This window comes from Chlorobium phaeovibrioides (assembly GCF_003968655.1).
GTDB lineage: Bacteria > Bacteroidota > Chlorobiia > Chlorobiales > Chlorobiaceae > Chlorobium > Chlorobium phaeovibrioides.
The window spans coordinates 199,400-218,939 of the sequence record NZ_RXYK01000002.1 but is presented as its reverse complement, the minus strand read 5'-3'; the positions used below and the strand labels follow the sequence as shown (position 1 = coordinate 218,939).

The following is a 19,540-nucleotide window of genomic DNA, read 5'->3' as shown; positions in this document are numbered from 1 at the left end:
ACGACAAGGGGAATACTCCCGTTATAACAACTGAACAAGTTCAGAAAATTCGTCGTGATGCTGAACAGGGGAATGCTGTGGCTCAGTACTTCCTCGGGAATATGTACGACCATGGTCAGGGAGTTCCCCAGAACTATACCGAGGCGTTGAAGTGGTATCGACTCTCTGCTGAACAGGGGAATGCTGCTGCTCAGTTCAACCTCGGGAATATGTACTCCAATGGTATGGGAGTTCCACAGAACTATACCGAGGCGATAAAGTGGTATCGACTCTCTGCTGAACAGGGGAATGCTGCTGCTCAGTTCAACCTCGGGAATATGTACTCCAATGGTATGGGAGTTCCACAGAACTATACCGAGGCGATAAAGTGGTATCGACTCTCTGCTGAACAGGGCGTTGCTGTGGCTCAGTTCAACCTCGGGAGTATGTACTCCTATGGTATGGGAGTTCCAAAGAACTACACCGAGGCGTTGAAGTGGTTCCGACTCTCTGCTGAACAGGGTTTTGCTAAGGCTCAGTTCGCCCTCGGGGTTATGTACGACAATGGTCAGGGAGTTCCCCAGAACAATACCGAGGCGATGAAGTGGTTCCGACTCTCTGCAGAACAGGGTTTTGCTAAGGCTCAGTTCAACCTCGGGGTCATGTATCTTGAGGGTCAGGGAGTTCCCCAGAACTACACCGAGGCGTTGAAGTGGTATCGACTGTCTGCTGAACAGGGTTTTGCTGATGCTCAGAACAACCTCGGGGTTATGTATTCCAAGGGTAAGGGAGTTCCCCAGAACTACACCGAGGCGTTGAAGTGGTATCGACTTTCTGCTGAACAGGGGAATGCTGATGCCCAATTCGACCTCGGGTATATGTATTACGAGGGTCAGGGGGTCAGACAAAGCTACCCGGAATCTTTAAAATGGTTTCGACTTGCGGCATCGAAAGGGAACGCAAAGGCACAGTATAACCTCGGGATAATGTATTACAACGGTCGGGGGGTCAGAGTGAACATGGCGATTGCTAAAGAATGGGTCGGAAAGGCCTGTGACAATGGGTACCAGCAAGGGTGTGATCGATACCGTGAACTGAGTCTTCAGGGTAAATGAATAAGACAGGTAATGAGATGATTGTTACAGCTCATGGTGTTGGCTTGGGACATTCAGTACCTCTTGCAGGTCAGTAGGCTTTTTATAGCGGACTGTGGCAGAATGATATATCAAGACTCAATTCTTAGAGGTCCCTTCAAACTCGGATCCTTTCTGGGTTTCTTAACTACATTATGTGACATTATGTACGGCAACTCTTAACCCTCCGACCCTATGAAACATTTCGTGCTTGCCATGACTCTCTTGTGCGGGGTTCTTTCTTTCTCATCCGCCCCATGCTTCGCTTTTGTCAGCACACCAAGCCGTATTGCTCCGGCATCACCTTCGATGCCAGACACTGTCCTCATCCGTATTAACGCTGTCATCCCGAACGATGCGTTTTCTCAATGCCAGATCGGCCACGCTTATGCTGAAGGCAGGGTGTTCTTGCGGGATTATGCAATGGCTCTCCGCTTTTACCGAATGGCTGCGGGGCAAGGATATGCGCCAGCTCAGTACGCTATTGGCTGGCTCTATGATAGCGGCAATGGGGTACTTCAAAATCCGAAACAGGCAGCAGAGTGGTATCGGCTTGCCGCAGAGCAGGGTGTTGAAGAGGCTCAGTTTAACCTTGCAAATCTTTACTACAATGGCCTTGGCGTAAAGCAAAGCTATGAGGATGCTCGATTGTGGTATACACGGGCAGCAAAAAAGGGCATGGCTGAAGCTCAACTCAACTTGGCTCTACTTTATAATGCTGAAGGTGGTAATTCACGGAACCCTCAACAGGCTTTAAAATGGTTTCGATTGGCAGCTGAGCAGGGTGAGCCTCAGGCACAATACAACATTGGTGCCATGTATGCGCTCGGCGACGGGGTACAGCAGAATGACACCACAGCCGTGAAGTGGTTCAAGTTGGCCGCAAAACAGGGGGAAATCTTGGCAGAGTACCACCTGGCCATTGCATTTTATCATGGCAAAGGAGTGGCGCAGGATTATGCCCAATCGTTGATATGGATGCGGAAGGCCGCAGAGCAAGGGAATACATCTGCTCAACACAATGTGGCAGTAGCCTATGAACATGGCCAAGGCACTGCCATGGATTTCAACAAGGCTTTTTACTGGTACAAGAAAGCGGCAGATGCTGGATTGGCATCATCTCAGTTCAATCTAGGCCTCATGTATGTTAAGGGACAGGGGGTCGCAAAAGACTTGACGAAAGCGAAGGAACTCTTCAGACAAGCATGCGAGAACGGGGTGCCAAATGGATGTGCGGCTTATGAGGATATGGAGAACAGGGGGTATTAAAGTCACCAAAGATGCGGGCGGAAGGGATGCGAAACATGTTTATGGAGTGCGACTTGCTTCGGATGTATGCTTTTGTACAGCTCATCACCCAATATATCCGGATATTTGTTATTCACGATATTCAACAACGTCCCCTACTCCACCAAATTCCGCCGAAACAGGGCCGACAGAAAAATGGCAGAAAAAAAACTGAACAGAAAATGGTAGCCCGCTTTGTCGCCAGACAGCCTCACGGCGCCCGAAATTTATCTTGGTCCTCTCATCTACATCTCGTTGACTCCTCCAAAGGGGAAAAACATCAATTCCCGATAGCATACCCGGCAAAATCCTCATCGAGCTAAATATAGCTCACGCCGCCCACTTTTCTCCCAATGATTCGGCCTGATCGAGGACAAGCTTCACCGCATCATCCTGCTTGGTTGGCGGATACCTGTATCGACGAAGAATCTGCCTAATGAGAATCCGGATCCGGGCCCTCACACTTTCGCGTTTGCTCCAGTCGACGGTTATGCTCTTCCGAAGACTTTCAGCCAGTTCGTGTGCAATGGCCTTCAAGATTTCATCACCTAATTCCCTAACAGCCTCTTCGTTGTTGGCAAGGGCATCGTAGAATGCCAGCTCATCGGGATTGAGCCCGATTGCCGCGCCTCTCTTGATCGCTTCCTGGAATGCCTTGGCCATCTGGATAAGCTCCTCGATGACCTGGGCGGTCTCAATAGCCCTATTCTGGTAGCGCTTGACCACATTGTCGAGCATATCGGAGAACTTCTTCTGCTGAACGACATTCGAGGCGAACCTCGAGTGAATTTCTCCGCTGATGAGCCGCTGGAGAAGCTCGACGGCGAGATTGCGCTCAGGGAGGTTGCGGACGTCTTCGAGGAATGCGTCGTCAAGGATCCCGATGTTCGGCTTGTCGAGACCTGCCACCTCGAAGATGTCGACGACGTCTTCCGAGACGAGCGCGGAGTTGATGATCTGGCGGATGGCCAGATCCTTTTCCTCGTCGCTGCGTTTCTTTTTGGACTTATCGGGCTTGGTGATGATGACTTTGACGGCCTGGAAGAACGCAACCTCTTCCCGAACCGCCTTCGCTTCGTCATGGGTGCAGCAGAGGCTGTAGGCCTTGCTCATAGCCAGAGCGTTATCACTGAACCGCTTCTTCCCATCTTCAAGGCCGAGGATATGATCGGCGGCCTGGGCCATAAGGCGGTGCCCGCCGTTCAAGAACCCGCTGTAATCGAATCCGTGCATCATGCTCCGCAGGATGTCGAGTTTTTCAAGCAGCACCGCCAGGGCTTCACCAACATCAACCGTCGGCTTCCCCCGCCCTCTACTCGACGTATAGTCCTTGAGGGCTTTTTTGAGATCGGTAGCGATGCCGATATAGTCGACCACCAGTCCCCCCTGCTTGTCGCGAAAGACCCTGTTGACCCGGGCAATGGCCTGCATGAGGTTGTGCCCCTTCATGGGCTTGTCGACATACATGGTATGGACGCTGGGAGCATCGAATCCGGTGAGCCACATGTCTCGGACTATGACCATGCGCAAGGGGTCTGCAGGGTCCTTGAAACGCCTCTCAAGCCGCTTCTTCACCTGGGAGGAGTAGATGTGCGGGCGCAGAAGTTCCTTGTCGCTCGCAGAGCCGGTCATGATCACCTTGATGGCTCCTTTTTCAGGATCCGCACTGTGCCATTCAGGGCGGAGTTGCGTGATGGCATTGTACATATGGACGCAGATATCCCTGCTCATAGCTACGACCATGGCTTTACCCTCCATGGCATTGCAGCGCTCCTCGAAATGGGCGACGAGATCTTCCGCCACCCGCACGATGCGCGGCTCAGCCCCGACGACTCTCTCAAGAGCTGCCCATCGGCTTTTTTGCCTGTTGCGCTCTCTCTCCTCGTCGTCTTCAGTAAGCTCTTCGACCTCCTCATCAACCTCCGGCAGGATCGCCTCATTCAGGCTCAGCTTGGCGAGCCGTGACTCGAAATAGATCGGCACTGTGGCGCCGTCTTCACGAGCCTGCTGGATGTCGTAGACGTGGATATAATCACCGAAGACGGCGCGGGTGTCCCGATCTTCCGAAGAGACCGGCGTACCGGTGAAGGCCACAAAGGTAGCGTTCGGCATGGCGTCTCGCAGGTGCTGGGCATAGCCGACCTGATAACCCTTGGCGTCCCCCTTGAACTTCGCCTCGAACCCATACTGGGTGCGATGGGCCTCGTCGGCGATGACGACGATGTTGTGCCGGTCGGAAAGCATGGGGAACTTGTCCTCGTCCTCGTCTGGCATGAACTTCTGAATGGTGGTGAAGACAATGCCTCCGGAGGGTCGGTTGGAGAGTTTGGCTCGCAGGTCATGCCGGCTGTCGACCTGCACGGGCTCTTCGCGGAGGAGATCCTGAGAGAGCGAGAAGGTGCCGAAGAGCTGGCCGTCGAGGTCGTTTCGGTCGGTGATGACGACAATGGTCGGATTCTGCATGGCGGCTTCACGCATGACGCGCGCGGCAAAGCAGACCATGGTGATGCTCTTTCCCGACCCTTGGGTGTGCCAGACGACACCGCCCTTATGGTCACCTTGAGCCTGCGATGCGGTGATGACACGGTCGATGGCGGTGCGGACGGCGAAATACTGATGGTATCCGGCGATCTTCTTGATCAGCGTGCCTTCATCCTCGAAGAGGACGAAATAGCGTATGAAGTCGAGGAGGAGCGCTGGCTCGAAGATCCCCTGAATCATGGTTTCGAGCTCGTTGAACTGGCCGAGCGGGTCGAGGTTCTCGCCGTCGGTGCTCCTCCATGCCATGAATCGTTCAATGTTTGCTGAAAGCGAGCCCATGCGGGACTGGGCACCGTCGGATATGACAAGGATCTCGTTGTATCGGAAAAGGTCGGAGATTTGCTCTTTGTAGGTCTGAAGCTGATCGTAAGCCTTCCGTATATCTGCGTTCTCGTCGGCTGGGTTTTTCAGCTCTATGACGATGAGCGGGAGGCCGTTGATGAAAAGGACGATGTCAGGCCGGCGGGTATGGTGGGGGCCCTGCACGGTGTACTGGTTGACAGCGAGCCAGTCGTTATGCTCCGGATGTTCGAAATCCACAAGTCGGACAAAGTCGCCGCGTGTCTCACCACCTTGCTGATACTCGACCGGAACCCCATTGACAAGCAACCGGTGGAATATCTGGTTGGCAGTGACCTGTACAGGATGCTCAAACTTGAGCACCTGCTGAAGAGCATCTTCACGCGCGGTGGCAGGTACCTGCGGGTTGAGCTTGTTGATGGCGTGATGGAGTCGTGAGGCAAGCAGCACTTCGCGATAGTTCCTGCGTTCAGGTTCTGGGCCATCGTGTGCAATATCGGGTCCGAATCGGTGCTGGTATCCGCGTTCCTTGAGCCATCCGAGGGCTTCCTGTTCGAGTTGGTCTTCCGTCATGGCTGGGGGCGTTTTGGTTGCTTGAGCTATTCCTGATGACGTTATGCTGTCGCTTCTTTGAGGATCTCCTCTGCCTCTGGCAGGCGGAGCTTGCCGGAGATAAGGCGCGGGAGCAAGGTGTCGCGGGTCAAGGTTAGAGACTTTACTCGCAATGAATTTGTTATCCACATATTGAGCAATGGGCTCATAAATCCATCAATCCCTAGCAATACTTTCGATGGGGGAACAACAACTTTCGCATTGCTCAAATGATGTCTTTGTATATGACCCATCGTCGTAGCCTTGCTGGCTGCTATTCGTTGAAAATCACTCAGGTGCTGTTTTGTCCAAAAGTAATAGAACCATTTCGGAAATTCCACAGAAGTCACTTTGAACAAATGCTGATTCAAAGCACCATCACCTCCACACCAAATGGCAACTTCCAAACTGCCAGACCATGAAAACAACACATCACCATCTCGAACAATGTATTCAGGCTTTATTTCCCGTGATGCCCTATCAGCCCCCAAAGAATCACCCTTTCGGAGCTGAGCTATTTTTATAACAGGGAGATCGTCATCCCCGTTTGGCGGATACTTCTGCAATGCCAAGCCATTTAGAAATACTGCAATTTCATCAAGCGGCGAAACCTCCCACCCCTTCGGAATCAGCCCAAGTTCTGACTCTTCGAAGCTATCGGGAAAAAGCGCAGCGGTGGCGGCATCCATGCCCTCAGGCTCGCGTCCAGCCTGCTTGGCTTTGACGGGGTCGAAGTCGATGAACCATGATTTGAAGATGGCTTGAGCGATCGATTCAAGCGTTGCGTTGGTTTCGCGGAGGAGGGCGATGCGGTCGTCAAGTGAACCAAGAAGATCAATAATGGTTTGCTGTTCAGGCAGAGGTGGGAGATAAATTTCAGCATCCACAATGTCAGTAGTGCTAACAGCCGGATATGCGGCACCTTTTTCTCTTGTTACAAGATAATCTGTAAAGGATTGACTGAAAAGATTGTAGTAAAGAAATCGAGGTAATATGACGCTGGTTTTTGCTCTTAATACAGCAAAACCAGTAGAAGCAACAAGATTATCAACAGCATTTTTAATCCATATCATAGATCGACGATTAGGGCGAACTGTCGAAATAATACAGTCACCAGAGGCGATTAAGCGTTGCGCTCTACTCGGTGCTTCCACGCGAAGAATCGATTTAAACGCTTCTTTCTGGCACCCTTCCCCGATAGAGGAAATATCGATGTATTTTATGTATTGAGAAGGCCCATTCGCTTTTATATTGGAGGAATTAATGTCGCAACAATAACGAATTAGAGTCTTTTGCCACTCAGAACTCATATCCCAGCCCTCCCAGCTTTTCGCGGATCACGAGATCCAGTTCTGCGCCTCTCGCCATCTGCTCACCAAGGGTTTCGGTGAGACGAAGCATCTTCTCTTCGAAGGCTTCGTCGTCGTCATCGACGGCTTCGGCTCCAACGTAGCGGCCAGGTGTCAGGACGTGGCCGTGTTCGGCGATTTTCTCAAGCGTGACGGATGCGCAGAAGCCGGGTATGTCCTCATACTGATCGTCGCTGCGCCATGCCTGGACGGTGTCGACGATCTTCTGGATATCCTCGTCGGAAAGTTGCTTCTGGACTCGTGAAACCATGTTCCCGAGTTTCCGGGCATCGATGAACAGTACCTCGCCCTTCCGTACAGTCTTCTCCTTGGCGAGGAACCAGAGGCACGCCGGAATCTGCGTGTTGAAAAAGAGCTGACCGGGCAGGGCCACCATGACCTCGACCTTGTCCGCCGCCACCATCGCCTGGCGAATGTCGCCCTCGCTGTTGGTGGTCGATGACATGGAACCATTGGCAAGTACCACCCCGGCTCGTCCATTCGGCTTGAGGTGGTAGAGGATATGCTGCAGCCAGGCATAGTTCGCGTTACCTTTCGGCGGGCTGCCGTAGACCCAGCGGGGGTCTCCTTCAAGGCTGCCGTGCCACCAGTCGGAGATATTGAAGGGAGGATTGGCAAGTACGAAATCCGCACGGAGATCAGGGTGCTGGTCGCGGACGAACGAGTCGGCGGGCTCCTTGCCGAGGTTATAGTCGAGCCCGCGGATGGCAAGGTTCATCGCAGCAAGCCGCCACGTGGTTGGATTGGATTCCTGACCGTAGATGGAGATGTCCCCCCGTCTGCCGCCATGCGACTCGATGAACTTCTCGGACTGGACGAACATGCCGCTCGAACCGCAGCATGGATCGTAGACCTGCCCCTTATGCGGAGCGAGAACCCCGACAAGGGTTTTCACGATGCTCGCCGGCGTGTAGAACTGCCCGCCACGCTTTCCCTCAGCATCGGCGAACATGCCGATGAAGTATTCATACACCTGCCCAAGAAGATCCCGGGCCTGCTGGCCATCCACTCCGAAGCCGATGGTGGAAATGAGGTCAACCAGCTCCCCAAGTTTGCCGTCGGGAAGCTGGATACGCGCAAAACGCTTGTCAAGGATACCTTTGAGTTTGGGGTTTTCTTGCTCAATGACCGTGAGAGCCTGATCGATCCGCTTGCCGATATCTGACTGCTTTGCATTCGCCTGAATTGCATCCCAGCGAGCCTCCTGGGGAACCCAGAAGACGTTGGACTCGGTGTAGTAGTCGCGTTCTTCGAGTTCGTCGCTAATCAGGGAGTCGTTTCCTTTCCCGATGTAGTAGTCGTCCACGGGATCGGCGAGCCTCATGGAGAGCTGCTTCCGGTGTGACCCGAAGCTGTCGGAGATGAACTTCAGGAAGATGAGCCCAAGCACGATATGCTTGTACTCGGCAGGATCCATGTTGGCCCGCAGCTTGTCGGCAGAGGCCCAGAGGGTTTTCTTGATATCTTCGATCATGGGAATATGGAATAATGGCTGTTAAAACGTTCCGCCCTAGCAAGTCACTTTTATAATATTGAGAAAACACGCGCACCAAACAAGGAAGACCAACAAACATCCTCACCCAGAAGTATACTCACCAGCATAGGACATTCGCTGTCCGATACAGGGCCTCACACTCAGCCTCAACAACATAGAGACCGATAACATGGCGGTCTTCGACAACCACTCCCCCCTTGCGCGTGAGCAATCAGCACTTGACGGCGCTTTAACTGGATGAGGTTCTCGTCAACGAAGTCGGCATTTAATTCTTATCAGGACGCAGGTGGATAATCATAACAACGACCGTCAACTTCGCAATGTAAATCGTATCAATAGTGACCGCATGCACAAAACGATGAAAGGCATGATGGACATGCAACCCTCTTGCTTCACGCTCGGCGTCAACTTTTACGATTTCTGATATATTACCGGTATGGCAAACAAAAAAGCCGATAACCCAGTAGCTGCTGGGTTATCGGCTCAGTATTCAATAACCATCCAGCCTTACTGAGATGATTATCTACCTAATACAACTCCTGACCGAACTGGTCAGGCTCGTCAGCATGATCCTCATGCTGCTGCTCCAGTAAACCTGAAAGCAGCAAGAGAACCAGTCGTCCAAACGTTAAAGTTACAAAAAATCTCGAATGGAACAACCCCCGCTCTTTTTACTGCGGAGGGTTCTCTCCACCCCCTCCATCAATCTCCCCATTAATCTCCTCCAGCTGCGCATCGTCCTCAAGCGCGATGCTGGCGATGAGCTTTTGTAGTTCTTTTTGGAAGGTAGGGCTGTTGACGGTGAGGGTGCCGGCTTCTTTGAGGAGGTTGAGGTCTTGCTGGCGGTCGCGGAGTTCGAACTTTTCGGGGTATTGGATGATGAGGCTTTTGGCTTGTTCTGTTTTTCCGAGCCAGTGGCAGTAGACTTCGAGCATGCGGTATTCGGTGAGCTGGAGGCCGGAGGCCATTTCGGAGAGGAGGGCGTTGAGGAGCTGAAACTCGGTTTTGATGGCCTCACCGCTTTGGGGCTGGGTGCGGACGCTGCGGACTGGGGCGAGGTGGGTCATGCGGTTGATCATGGCCTCTTTTTTCTCGATGGCTTTGATGAGCCCTTCCATTTGAAAGAGCATGGGCTGAAGGAGGTAGGGCTTTTTGCCGGATTCTGTGTTCTCGGACATGATGACAACTCCGCCGGCTCCTCCGCTGGCGTCGTCGTCGGGGTTCTTGACAAGGGTGCTGTGGTTGGTGTTGCGGATGGTTTGGGCGAGTTCGGAGAGGTCGTTGTAGATTGATTGCTGGAGCTTTGCGACATCTTTGATTTCGGAGGATCCGATTCCGCGGTGAAGGCGGCTGCGGCCGTAGTGGCAGATGGCGGGAATAATGCCGATGGGGTTCGGGGTGTTGTGGAGGGTTTCGAGGGTGTTGGAGCCGCCTTGGATGCGGTAGGCTTGCATGCTCTCTTTTGTCCAGATGCGGACTATTTTGTTGACTTCCCCGTTTCTGCTGCGTTCTTCTTCGACGACTTTGAGGTAGGTGGTTTCAACGGCGCCTGAGCTGTTGCGTTCAATGGTCCAGTCGTAGACATTTGGGGGGGCGTAGTGGACGAGGTAGGGGCGGATGCCGTTGTGGCGTTCTTCGGCGAGGGTGTTGTATTGGTGGGGGGCTTTGTCGATAACGATCCATGCGTGGCCGTAGATGCCGGCCTGGATTTGAACGGTGCGCATGAATTCGTTCAGGGGGGTGCCTTCAAGGTCGGCGTCTTTAAGCAAGGCGAGTATTTCGGGGTCGTCTTGAAGCTCTGCGAGGTCGCGCTGGGGTTTCTTTTTCCAGAGGAATGAGGAGTATGTGTGGAGTGCGCTTTCGCAGTGGTTGTCGAGCGGGGTTTGGCGGAGGCGTTCGAGCAGCAGCGCTTCTCCGGTGCCTTCTTTTTCGAACCGGTAGGGGTAGAGGAGCGATGCGTCGCGGTAGGCTTTGCCGCCTTGGTAGCTTTGGCGGAAGTAGTCCCATTCGTCGCTGAACACATTGTAGAGGTTGTGTTTGGAGAGAAGGGTTTCGGGGGTGATTGCGGGGTTGTTCATGGTTATGGCCTCCAGGCGGTTGGTTGGGGGGATTGGTAGGTGCGTTCGATTTTGACCGGGTAGATGTAGTTGATGGCGTATCCGGCTGCGTCACTGGCGTGGGTGAGTTTGGGGTCGGAGGTTTTGTCGATGTCGCCGTTTTTCCATACTACCCGTTCGAAGTCTTTGATGAGGTTTGGGCAGTTGGCTATGGTGATGCGGTTGGTGCGTTGGAGGTTGTTGACGGCGTTGATGCGGTCTTTGACGGGTGGGTTGCTTTTGGGTGAGAGGACCTTGAACCCTTTTTCGCGCAGTATGGTGTGGTCGGTTTTGGGTGAGCTGGTGCGGCGGCTGTTGCCGCTTGCGTCGGGGTAGAGCGTTATGCCTGGGTGTTTTTGGTGGAGCAGTTCTGCGAGGGCGTAGGTGTCGGCATCGGCCATCCGGATTTCTTCGAAGAAGTGGAGGGTGCTGCCTCTTCGTACAAACAGCTCTGCTGTCATGTAGTCGACATTGAAGTCGATGCCGGCTTCGACCTGTTCTCCGGGCTGTGGGCCGCCCTCTTTGTAGTGGTGCTGGCGACTGAAGTAGCGGTAGACTCTGCCGGCGGTGAGGTTGACGAACTTGCCGTCCATATAGGCCGCGCGCTGGTTTTGGTCGTAGGCGTTTTCGAGTGTTTCGATGAACTGTTTTGGGAGGTGGGTGTTGCTTGCGGTGCTGCCGATGACGACACCGAGGTCGTAGTTGCCATTTTCGTTTTGTGCGACTTCGTATCCCCAGTTGAGCTGTTCGGGGGTGCCGGTCATGATGAGTTCTCGCGTTTTTGCTTCGGGGTGGCGGAGCCGCGAGAGGGCAATGTCAAAGACCTCTTTTTTCTGGATGAAGGGTTCGTCTATGCCGATGGTGGCGAGGTTGGGCCCTTTGAGGGAGTCGGGTTCGTCGCCGCTGGCGATCCATATCCGGCCGTTCCAGTTGCGGATGAGGAATTCGTGGTCGGTTTTGTTGTAGGTGTAGCGGATGTTGGCCCGGTCGAGCAGTTCGCTGATGGAGATGATGACGGTTTTGCGCGCCTGCTTGTAGGTGGGCGAGATGGAGAGGTGCGGGATGGGGGCGTTGAGGTAGCTGTTCCAGATGGCGCGGACTGCGCCGATATGGGTTTTACCGGAACCGTAACCGCCGACGAGCAGCTTGATGTAGTTCGGTAGTTCCCAGAACTCCCGCTGGTGTGGGAGCATCTTTTGTTTGTCTATCTGGAATTGCATGGGTGCCGCTTCACTTTGTGAGGGTGTTGCGGGCTACTTCTGCTTTTTTCTCCCAGCTGCGGAACGCCCCGAGCCCAAGCATGCCGAGGAGGATTTGCATGGTGAGGGTGGTGTCTATCACGGGAAATTCCCCTGCGTACCCGAATGCGACCCGTGCGGTAAAGCGTAGGAGTGGTTCAAGAATTGCTGCATAGGCAAGGGCTATGGCGCAGACCCACCCGACAAATGGCCTCCAGCCGGCAACGAACACTGAGCCGTGGCCCGCTTCCGCCGTGTTGATGGCCTGTTGCCCCATGAGCTGCGCCTGAAGGAGCTTGAGGCGTTCAAGCGTAGCGGCGCTCTTTTCTTCGCCGCTGGTGTAAAGATCGTCGATGATGGTTCCGACGGTCTTGATGATGTCGCCCAGGATGGGGGTGGCCATAGCGTGCTTTTAGATGTGGTTGGTTCCGAACTGGCGATTGTAGTCAATGATGGCTTTGGTGTGGGTGTGTGCAATGAGATCCCGGCCTTGTTCACTCAAAAGGAACTCGCATTCGTCGTGGTTGTCCATGAAGAGGTTTTCGGTGAGGACGGCGGGACAGATCGTCCTGGAAAGCAGCGAGAACGCATTCGTCTCTTTGTCGGGGTCGCCGTCGGCCATGTCTTTCCTGAGCGTGTAGCGGCCGAGATAACGCCCTGCTGCGTTGTAGAGCATGGTGGCGAGCTGGTCGCTTTGGGTGCCTCCTTTTGAGGTCCAGCATTCCCAGCCGTGGCCGGGGTTCATCTGGTTGGGTGAGGCGTTGGCGTGGATGGAGATAAGAAGTGCCTTCCGCCCTTCTTCACGGGCCTGGCGTGCGAGGGTGTTGGTGCGTTTGATGCGTTCCGTGATGCTGATGTCTTCTTCTTCGGGGACAAGGATGTTGCATTGCATAGTGAGCTGGCTGAGACTTTCAGCAACTCGCTGGACAATCGAGCGGTTGAACTCCCACTCCATCAGCTGTGCCATGTCGTACCATGCGGGGCTGCGCTTGCCGGGTGTTTCCCGGCCGTGGCCGTTGTCGAGGATGACCTGCAGGGGCAAGGGTTTTGGTTTTGCTGCTGCGGTGCGGGTTCTGCTGGGGGCTTTTCTCATGGTTTCCTGTAGATCTGGTTTGCTTCGTGCTCTCCTTTGAGCATCCAGAGTTCTTTTTCGATCTTCGTTATCCTTTCAAACATCTCTTTCTGGTTGCGGTCGATGAGGGTCATGGTGCGGCTGCTGAACCAGCTGATGAGGCCAATGCAGAAGATGAGGACCGCCTGGACGACATCGATGTGTTCACTCCAACTGGGCATCAGGTTGCTCCGTTATCTGGATGTGGCGCTTCGTTTGAGGTTCGAGGGATGCGTGGCTCCCGCTGTTTGTAGTTCGGGTTAGGGATCCATTTTTTCCCGTTGTAGCTGTACTTCCCGGCACGCCAGTCGGCGGGTACTGTTCCGCCTTTGTCGTAGACCGTGAGTTCATCGGGCTTGGGGTTGCCGATGTAGTATTCCTGCTTCCCTTCAGCGGGCCCAATTTTCAGCATACCATGCTCCTCTGTGATTGCGCGCTCGTCTGCGATGAGGAACATGGAGAGGCCTGTTGTTTTGTTGATGATGGTTTTCACTTTCAGTTCATCCTTTTACGAGGAGTGTGGTTGAAGAGAGTGCGAGGCCCGCATACACCTCCGGATCGGCCGGGGTGAGGTCGAGCTCTCCGCCTTCACTGACATAGTAGCGACGGCCGACAACAAGCCCGGTCTGGTTCGCTGCTACTGCCCCCACAGTCTGCACCGTGGCCATTTCGCCATCCAGGCATGCTTCGCTGGCTACACCGAGAAAGTTCTCCGTGGTAAGATTGGCCGATTCAAAAAGAATAGCGTCTGGAGTGAGGGAGCCGGCTCTTGCGTACCCTGTTTGGTCCGGATGATCTTTTTTGTGGGCGATGACCAGTGTTCCGGAACCACTTACCGCCACAGCCGCCGCAAAGCGATCGGCATTGCTGTAGTACTCCTCAGGTTCACTGAACGACAGACTTCCCCCTACCGCTGAAGCGAGAACCACTTCGTCTTCGCCTACAATGACCACTTTTCCGACAGCGGGGCAGTAAGTCATCTGCGTCCGTTCTCTCAGACCATTCATTGGCAGTGCCGCAGGTGTTCCTGGCGTGACCGTTGTACCGCTGAGGCTCAACGGGACCGCCATCCACTGGCCCGTCGGATCCGCATAGGACATGATCGTCTTGCCTGCTGCTACGTCGAAACAGCAGTCTAGCGATGAATCACAGGTCAGGGTTATAAATATTTCTATTACGAGGCCAAAGGCAATGGAGGTTCCAGTGAGGGTTCCGACCCGCACACGCAGTTCCATATTATCTCCATTATCAGCCCATTCTGAATCGACATAGATCAGCCGATCGTTAAGGGTGTCCCAACTGACCGCACCTCCCCATATGAACCCCCCCACCGACTCACTATACGGCGGGCCAAGACTGATTGACGACCCGTTGAATGATGCCGCACGAACAAATAGCAAGCCATCATCCCAGAGGAAGACTATGATATTGCCGTTTGATGGACCGACAACGCAATTCACCGCGGTTATCCACTCCGGTTCTGCCACCACCACCGGGACGCCGAGCTGCAGGTGGTCTCCCTGAACAGTGCCTTCCACAAGACAGATGGTATCCGGGTTACACCCGCCATCTGTAGACAAGTATGCTATGACAACCCGCCCCCAAGAGGGGACATAGACGACCTGGGTGTAGCCGGTCTCCATTTCATTTATGTTTCCCATCGGGTTGTACATCACAGGAGGTCCGAAGGAGATGGAGCCGCCTGCAACAGCACCAACAACAGCATAACCGTTGCAGGTGTCAATGTCATCACCTTCGATGACATAGGCCACCACAAGTTTTCCTGAGACTTCGTCGAAGGCTGCCCGAATATCGAAAATGTCTATCCCGCCGGTTGCAGGCACTGACGAGGATACGCCGCTCTCTGCTCTGCTGACAGTGCCATCGGTATTGAGAACGACCGCACACCCTGCCATGATTTCCCCTGTTGCCACCGCCTCCACGCTCCCCGCCCCACCACCCGACGCCTCCGGAGCAGCCCCTAACGGCACGACCGCCCCGTCGGCATGCTTGGAAAACAGCCGGCCATCTGCGGTGTTCACCGCAAGCTCGCCGACCTGCAGATCCTCCGTCCCGGGCACTCTGCCGGGGATGGTGGATTTCTTCATGAGGATCTTCTGCGCCATAGTGGTAGGAGGTTACGGGAGTTACAAGAACAAGGGCTATGCAGGCTCGTTCTTTAGAACGTGCCCCCATCAATGACGTCCACCGACAGCTCCGCCTTGTTCTGCTCCGCATTCAGCGCCCAGCTGAGCCCCTCTCCCATCACCAGCAGCCCGTCCGTACCATCTTCTCCGAACAGGTACCCCGACGTACCGCCCGACTTCAGTGCGACCATTTCATCAGTCGACGCAGCCGGGATGTTCAGCGCCGCCTTGAAGTTCCCGAATGTGATCTTTTTCTCCTTCTGACCTGCAGCTTCGTCGGCGTCGTGCACGATGAGTAGATCCGCAGCCCCGTCAACCACCGAAAGGGTACCGAGATCCTCGATCGGCGGCACGACCGGCAGTTTTGTGGTGGCGTCTGTCGACAGATACATGGTGCCCCGGTCAGTAGTGACCAGCGGCTCCCCCGCCGTCATCCCCTCAGTCGGAAGGCTCGCCTTCAATCCCCTTTTCAGTTTGATCTTCTGTGCCATGGTGTTTTGTTTTTTGGTGGTGGTACCGTTTCCGGCGTTAAAATGTGCCTCCGTCAATCTCATCGGGCTGCGGCACTTCCGCCCATTCTATAGCGAACGCTTCTGTACTGCTTTTCATGAGAACCTGACCCGGCAACCCGCCCGAGGGCACTCCACTGCCGTTTGCTCCTGGCTCGCCCGCCTCTCCTTTCGGCCCTTGAGGGCCAACAGATGCAACCGTGACTGAAACGGCTCCTGTAGGGATGATGGAGACTGAGTCGCTCATACGGTGATGTCTTTCTGCACCGTGAACGACCCCGAGAGGTATGTTCTGACGGTGCTGCCTGTGGTGACTTCAATGTCGTACTGGTACAACCCTGGTGCGTAGGCTGCTGTCTGTGACCCTTCGATGGTCCAGACAATTGCGCCACCGTCTTCGGCTGCTTCTATTCCTGAACCGTTTTCAAAGCTGCCGATAACTCCTCCTGAACGGTTGCGCAGCTGGATGCGAACGCTGGCCCCGGTGAGATCAAGCGGCACCCCGCCGGTTGCAAAAGTGAACGATTCACTGAATGTGTCGCCCCGGAGGATGCCGGTGTTGTAGACAGCAGGCTGGTATGCGGTGTTGCTCGTAGCCATCTCTGCCTTACCTCCACACTCTGGATGATTCAGAAAGTCTTGTGGAGGGCACCCTTGCAAGGCCGGAGCCCGAGTCGTACCAGACACCGACACTGATAACAGCGTCAATCTCAAGGCGGTACATTTCCCGGTAATCTTCGGCCATCGCATTCCAGAACGCAGATGCATCGGCCGACACGGCAAGGCGCGGCAATGCGTGCCACCCCAGTACCCGGCAACATGCCGCCCGTTTCCATTGACTATCATCAAGCTGGTAACGGTCGAACAGATCAAGAGTGACCTCATGCTGGCGTGGAATCCAGAGGATCTGGATATCGCGGCTCAACTCCCCCTCCGCCACCAGGTGGTCGTCAGCAAAGCTGCTGATGCCGTACTCGAAAATCCCCGGCTGCATTGCCATAAGGTCCGCGTCTGAACTGAATGCCATTGCCGTCCCCTCCTTTCCGTTACTGGTTACACAACCCTTTTCACACTCCCCTCATGCGGGCGCCTCTTGTGTTCTTTCAACAGGCCGCCCGCCAGAGTGAAGCGCCGTCCCTTATACCTTCCTGAGTTTGCAGGCAAGGTTTGCATCGAGACATTTGATGCCGTAGAGCACATCAAGGGCAATTTTGACGCGTGAGTTGTCGCCGTCGTACCACATTCTGCTTCTGATGGCGAGTCCATTTTTTTCGTTAACCACACTGGCCACCTTCGCCCCGAACTCGTTGCCGAGCTCAGACAAGGGAGCCATGCCGAGCGCAAATGCGTTGCGGTGGAACGCGAGGTTTTCAACATGGTTTGTGAGGTCCATTTTCACGACAGCGTTATCCGGCGCATCCTGTGCCAGAGGTGGGAACACCTGCACTCCGGAGAATGCGTTGCCTGCTGCTGTGAGGGTGGCGGCAACGACATAGCGCTGAGGGTCTCCTGCGATACTGAAGCTGTCGCCCGCTACAAGCGTACCGTTGACTGCCGTAGCGTCCAGGTTCAGGCTTGTTGCTCCTTTCTGCACTGCACCGTTCACTGCCAGAGTAGCGACTGAAGCGGTACCTTTGACATGAGAGCCGACATTCTGGTTGCCGAAGATTTCGAAGCCGAGCCGGTTGCCGATATGGCCGCTTTTGTGCACTTCCTGACTTGAAGCACCCGCAAAACTTGAGTTGGCAAACAGTTCCAGGAACCCTGCCTGAAGGTCGCCCCCTACTTCAAGATGGAGCAGGCTGTCGTTCATGGGGACCTTGTTGTTGAAGAGTACCTGATGCACACGGGTAAGATCTTTCACCTCAGTGGTTGCGGCTGCATTGTAGAACCACGGTACGGACTTGGCCAGCCCGTTGAGGCTGAGATCGATATCGTTCGAGAGCGCATAAGCAGCAGGACGGATATGATCGGTGATGATTTTTTCCCCGGCATAAGCGAGCTCTTTGTCGCTGACACTGAACTTTACCTCCCTCCAGCGGTCGAGCCGTATCTCGGTATCGCCCGGGGTGAGGTCCTGATCCGCCGAGGGGGCATCTTTGGCGAGGAAGGTTCCGGGTTTGCTGATTTTGATGGTACTGCCTTTCTCCTGCGGCTCTTTGTCGTACCCGCGATGCACGCGTGCCGACATGCCCAGCGCATTCTCCAGCTGGATGAGCCCTTCCTGCGCATAAAACAGGGGATCGTAGAGGTTGAGGGTATTGGCCATGGTCTTCGTTTCTCCTTTGTTTGTTTGTGGTTGCTTGCTTCTTTATCGCTCGATGGAAAGGGACTGACCGGCTTTTATTGCCGTTTCACGCGCAGCACGGTATTTGGCGGGATCTTTTGCGTCCAATGCGCTGATTTTGTAGATGGAGCCTGCCGGCACCCCTGCCCCTCCTCCTGAAGCCCCGCTGCCTGAAGGGCCGGCCGGCATGAAGTGCGCGTTCTTTGCGAGAAAGTCGTACACATAGTCGATCACATTCACCGGCTTGCCGCTTTTGTAGAGTGGTGTACCGTTTTCACGCACCTCCACCGAATCCGTTTTCCGGTCGTAATGAACATTCCCCTTCAGGAGGGTGACGATCTGACGAGGGTTGACGGCCTTTGCGCCAGAAGCCGCTTCAAGCAGCGTATTGTCGACCCTGATACGGGTGAGCTGATCCTCAAGCGCTCCGATCTCCCCGTTTTTTTCAGTAATGATCTCGTCTTTCTCCTTCATGGTCTGAGCGAGGATTTTGTCGAAGTCTCCTTTTTTTTCCAGCGCTTCCCGCTCCTGCTTCGCCCTGGCTTCTTTCAGGGCTTTGTACTCCTGCACATCAATGCCTGAATAGATTGCCGTTTTCTTTGCAATGAGGGCATCGACCTCTGCCTGGCTGAACGACTTAGGCCTCCCTTCTCCCCCCTCTTCATTTCCTTTATTCCCTTCTCCTCCATCCTCTCCCGCCCCTTCACCGCCACCAGCATTGCCCGGCTCGTTCGCATTGGCGTTTTCCTCACCCCCACCTTCTGGCTCAACAGCAAAGTGTACTGGTAAAGTAATCTGCCTGAAGTAGCGTCTCCAGAAATCCATTGAATCCTCCCTGTTATTTGTTGACAAACTGGACACCTATAAAAAAGAGGCTGCCCAAAAAAAATACTGTGCCAGCACACTGCCCTCTTACTGTGCTCTGATTACTTCAGCCGATGACCCTCAGCTCGTCGGACGATTCTTCCTGTTCGGGCTGGACGAACCTGCGCCCGTATCGTTCGTGACGCGTCCGCTCCAGGTACCACCCGCTCGCCCTCCAGTCCCGCTCGGCCCCTTTTCTGATATTGCTCAGATGCCATTTCTCGCATTCGATTTCAGCAACAGGAATCCGCTCGAACAGTTGCCGCTTGAGGGTACGCCGCCCGGCGGCTGCATCGTCCTCCCCCTGACTGAGCCAGTTGTAGAATGTTGCCCGGCTGATTCCAACCAGCTGACACGCAGCCTCTTTGGTAAGCCCGTCCGAGATCCCCTGGATGACCTCATCAATGCGTCGCTGGTTGAGTTTCATAGCTCCTTGCTGGTTGCGGCTTTCTCGGGAGCTTCATCTGTGCAATATTACAAGAGTTCCAATTTATTGGAACATACTTCAGTAAAGTATCACTTGCAACCCTAAAGGGTTCCGCTTCATCGTATTCTCATACAGCGTTATGGCGAAGCCATTCCTTTCCTGCCA

19 protein-coding genes are annotated in these 19,540 nt (G+C 54.5%); 2 read left to right on the top strand and 17 right to left on the bottom strand.

The features are described 5' to 3' along the window. On the top strand, nt 1-1,094 hold a 1,094-nt coding region (locus EKD02_RS02700), incomplete at its 5' end, for an SEL1-like repeat protein (RefSeq protein ID WP_126383690.1). A gap of 213 nt (nt 1,095-1,307) precedes the next feature. Further along, nucleotides 1,308-2,381, top strand: coding sequence for a tetratricopeptide repeat protein (locus tag EKD02_RS02695; protein WP_126383688.1), 1,074 nt, complete (start codon nt 1,308-1,310; stop codon nt 2,379-2,381). Nucleotides 2,382-2,729: 348 nt separating this feature from the next. Here the strand turns inward: EKD02_RS02695 and EKD02_RS02690 are convergent, their stop codons facing one another. The 17 genes from EKD02_RS02690 to EKD02_RS02610 form a co-directional block, all read right to left on the bottom strand. Then, the gene (locus EKD02_RS02690) at nt 2,730-5,813 is read right to left on the bottom strand and encodes a type I restriction endonuclease subunit R (RefSeq protein ID WP_126383686.1); all 3,084 of its coding nucleotides are present in this window, start codon (nt 5,811-5,813) and stop codon (nt 2,730-2,732) included. A gap of 41 nt (nt 5,814-5,854) precedes the next feature. Further along, nucleotides 5,855-7,141, bottom strand: a complete 1,287-nt coding sequence (locus EKD02_RS02685) for a restriction endonuclease subunit S (protein WP_126383684.1) — start codon at nt 7,139-7,141, stop codon at nt 5,855-5,857. Beyond that, nucleotides 7,131-8,675, bottom strand: a complete 1,545-nt coding sequence (locus tag EKD02_RS02680; protein WP_126383682.1) for a class I SAM-dependent DNA methyltransferase — start codon at nt 8,673-8,675, stop codon at nt 7,131-7,133. Before EKD02_RS02680 ends, EKD02_RS02685 begins: the two co-directional genes overlap by 11 nt. A 692-nt stretch (nt 8,676-9,367) precedes the next feature. Further along, nucleotides 9,368-10,774, bottom strand: coding sequence for a hypothetical protein (locus EKD02_RS02675; RefSeq protein ID WP_126383680.1), 1,407 nt, complete (start codon nt 10,772-10,774; stop codon nt 9,368-9,370). A gap of 2 nt (nt 10,775-10,776) precedes the next feature. Next, entirely contained in the window at nt 10,777-12,012 is a 1,236-nt protein-coding gene (locus tag EKD02_RS02670) for a phage terminase large subunit (protein ID WP_126341523.1), read from the bottom strand. A 10-nt stretch (nt 12,013-12,022) separates the two neighbouring features. Further along, entirely contained in the window at nt 12,023-12,433 is a 411-nt protein-coding gene (locus tag EKD02_RS02665) for a 3TM-type holin (protein WP_126341524.1), read from the bottom strand. 9 nt (nt 12,434-12,442) lie between these two features. After that, nucleotides 12,443-13,123 (bottom strand): N-acetylmuramoyl-L-alanine amidase, encoded by a 681-nt coding sequence (locus EKD02_RS02660; protein WP_221762980.1) that lies wholly within the window; start codon nt 13,121-13,123, stop codon nt 12,443-12,445. Next, complete coding sequence (locus EKD02_RS02655) at nt 13,120-13,323, bottom strand: hypothetical protein (RefSeq protein WP_126341525.1); 204 nt, start codon at nt 13,321-13,323, stop codon at nt 13,120-13,122. Before EKD02_RS02655 ends, EKD02_RS02660 begins: the two co-directional genes overlap by 4 nt. Next, nucleotides 13,323-13,634, bottom strand: a complete 312-nt coding sequence (locus EKD02_RS02650; RefSeq protein ID WP_126341526.1) for a hypothetical protein — start codon at nt 13,632-13,634, stop codon at nt 13,323-13,325. The genes EKD02_RS02655 and EKD02_RS02650 overlap by 1 nt, the downstream gene beginning before the upstream one ends. Before the next feature lie 7 nt (nt 13,635-13,641). After that, nucleotides 13,642-15,267: a hypothetical protein gene (locus EKD02_RS02645; protein ID WP_126341527.1), complete on the bottom strand. Its 1,626-nt coding sequence runs from the start codon at nt 15,265-15,267 to the stop codon at nt 13,642-13,644. Nucleotides 15,268-15,320: 53 nt separating this feature from the next. Continuing rightward, the gene (locus EKD02_RS02640; protein ID WP_126341528.1) at nt 15,321-15,779 is read right to left on the bottom strand and encodes a hypothetical protein; all 459 of its coding nucleotides are present in this window, start codon (nt 15,777-15,779) and stop codon (nt 15,321-15,323) included. Nucleotides 15,780-15,816: 37 nt separating this feature from the next. Continuing rightward, on the bottom strand, nt 15,817-16,044 hold the full coding sequence (locus EKD02_RS02635; RefSeq protein WP_126341529.1) for a hypothetical protein: 228 nt from the start codon (nt 16,042-16,044) through the stop codon (nt 15,817-15,819). Next, a complete protein-coding gene (locus EKD02_RS02630; protein WP_126341530.1) occupies nt 16,041-16,397 on the bottom strand; it encodes a hypothetical protein in 357 nt (118 codons plus the stop codon). The genes EKD02_RS02635 and EKD02_RS02630 overlap by 4 nt, the downstream gene beginning before the upstream one ends. A gap of 7 nt (nt 16,398-16,404) precedes the next feature. Further along, complete coding sequence (locus EKD02_RS02625) at nt 16,405-16,824, bottom strand: hypothetical protein (RefSeq protein ID WP_126341531.1); 420 nt, start codon at nt 16,822-16,824, stop codon at nt 16,405-16,407. Nucleotides 16,825-16,935: 111 nt separating this feature from the next. Continuing rightward, the gene (locus EKD02_RS02620) at nt 16,936-18,066 is read right to left on the bottom strand and encodes a major capsid protein (RefSeq protein WP_126341532.1); all 1,131 of its coding nucleotides are present in this window, start codon (nt 18,064-18,066) and stop codon (nt 16,936-16,938) included. Nucleotides 18,067-18,108: 42 nt separating this feature from the next. Further along, a complete protein-coding gene (locus EKD02_RS02615) occupies nt 18,109-18,909 on the bottom strand; it encodes a hypothetical protein (protein ID WP_126383678.1) in 801 nt (266 codons plus the stop codon). 106 nt (nt 18,910-19,015) lie between these two features. Continuing rightward, complete coding sequence (locus EKD02_RS02610) at nt 19,016-19,375, bottom strand: helix-turn-helix domain-containing protein (protein ID WP_126383676.1); 360 nt, start codon at nt 19,373-19,375, stop codon at nt 19,016-19,018. Nucleotides 19,376-19,540 lie beyond the last annotated feature (165 nt).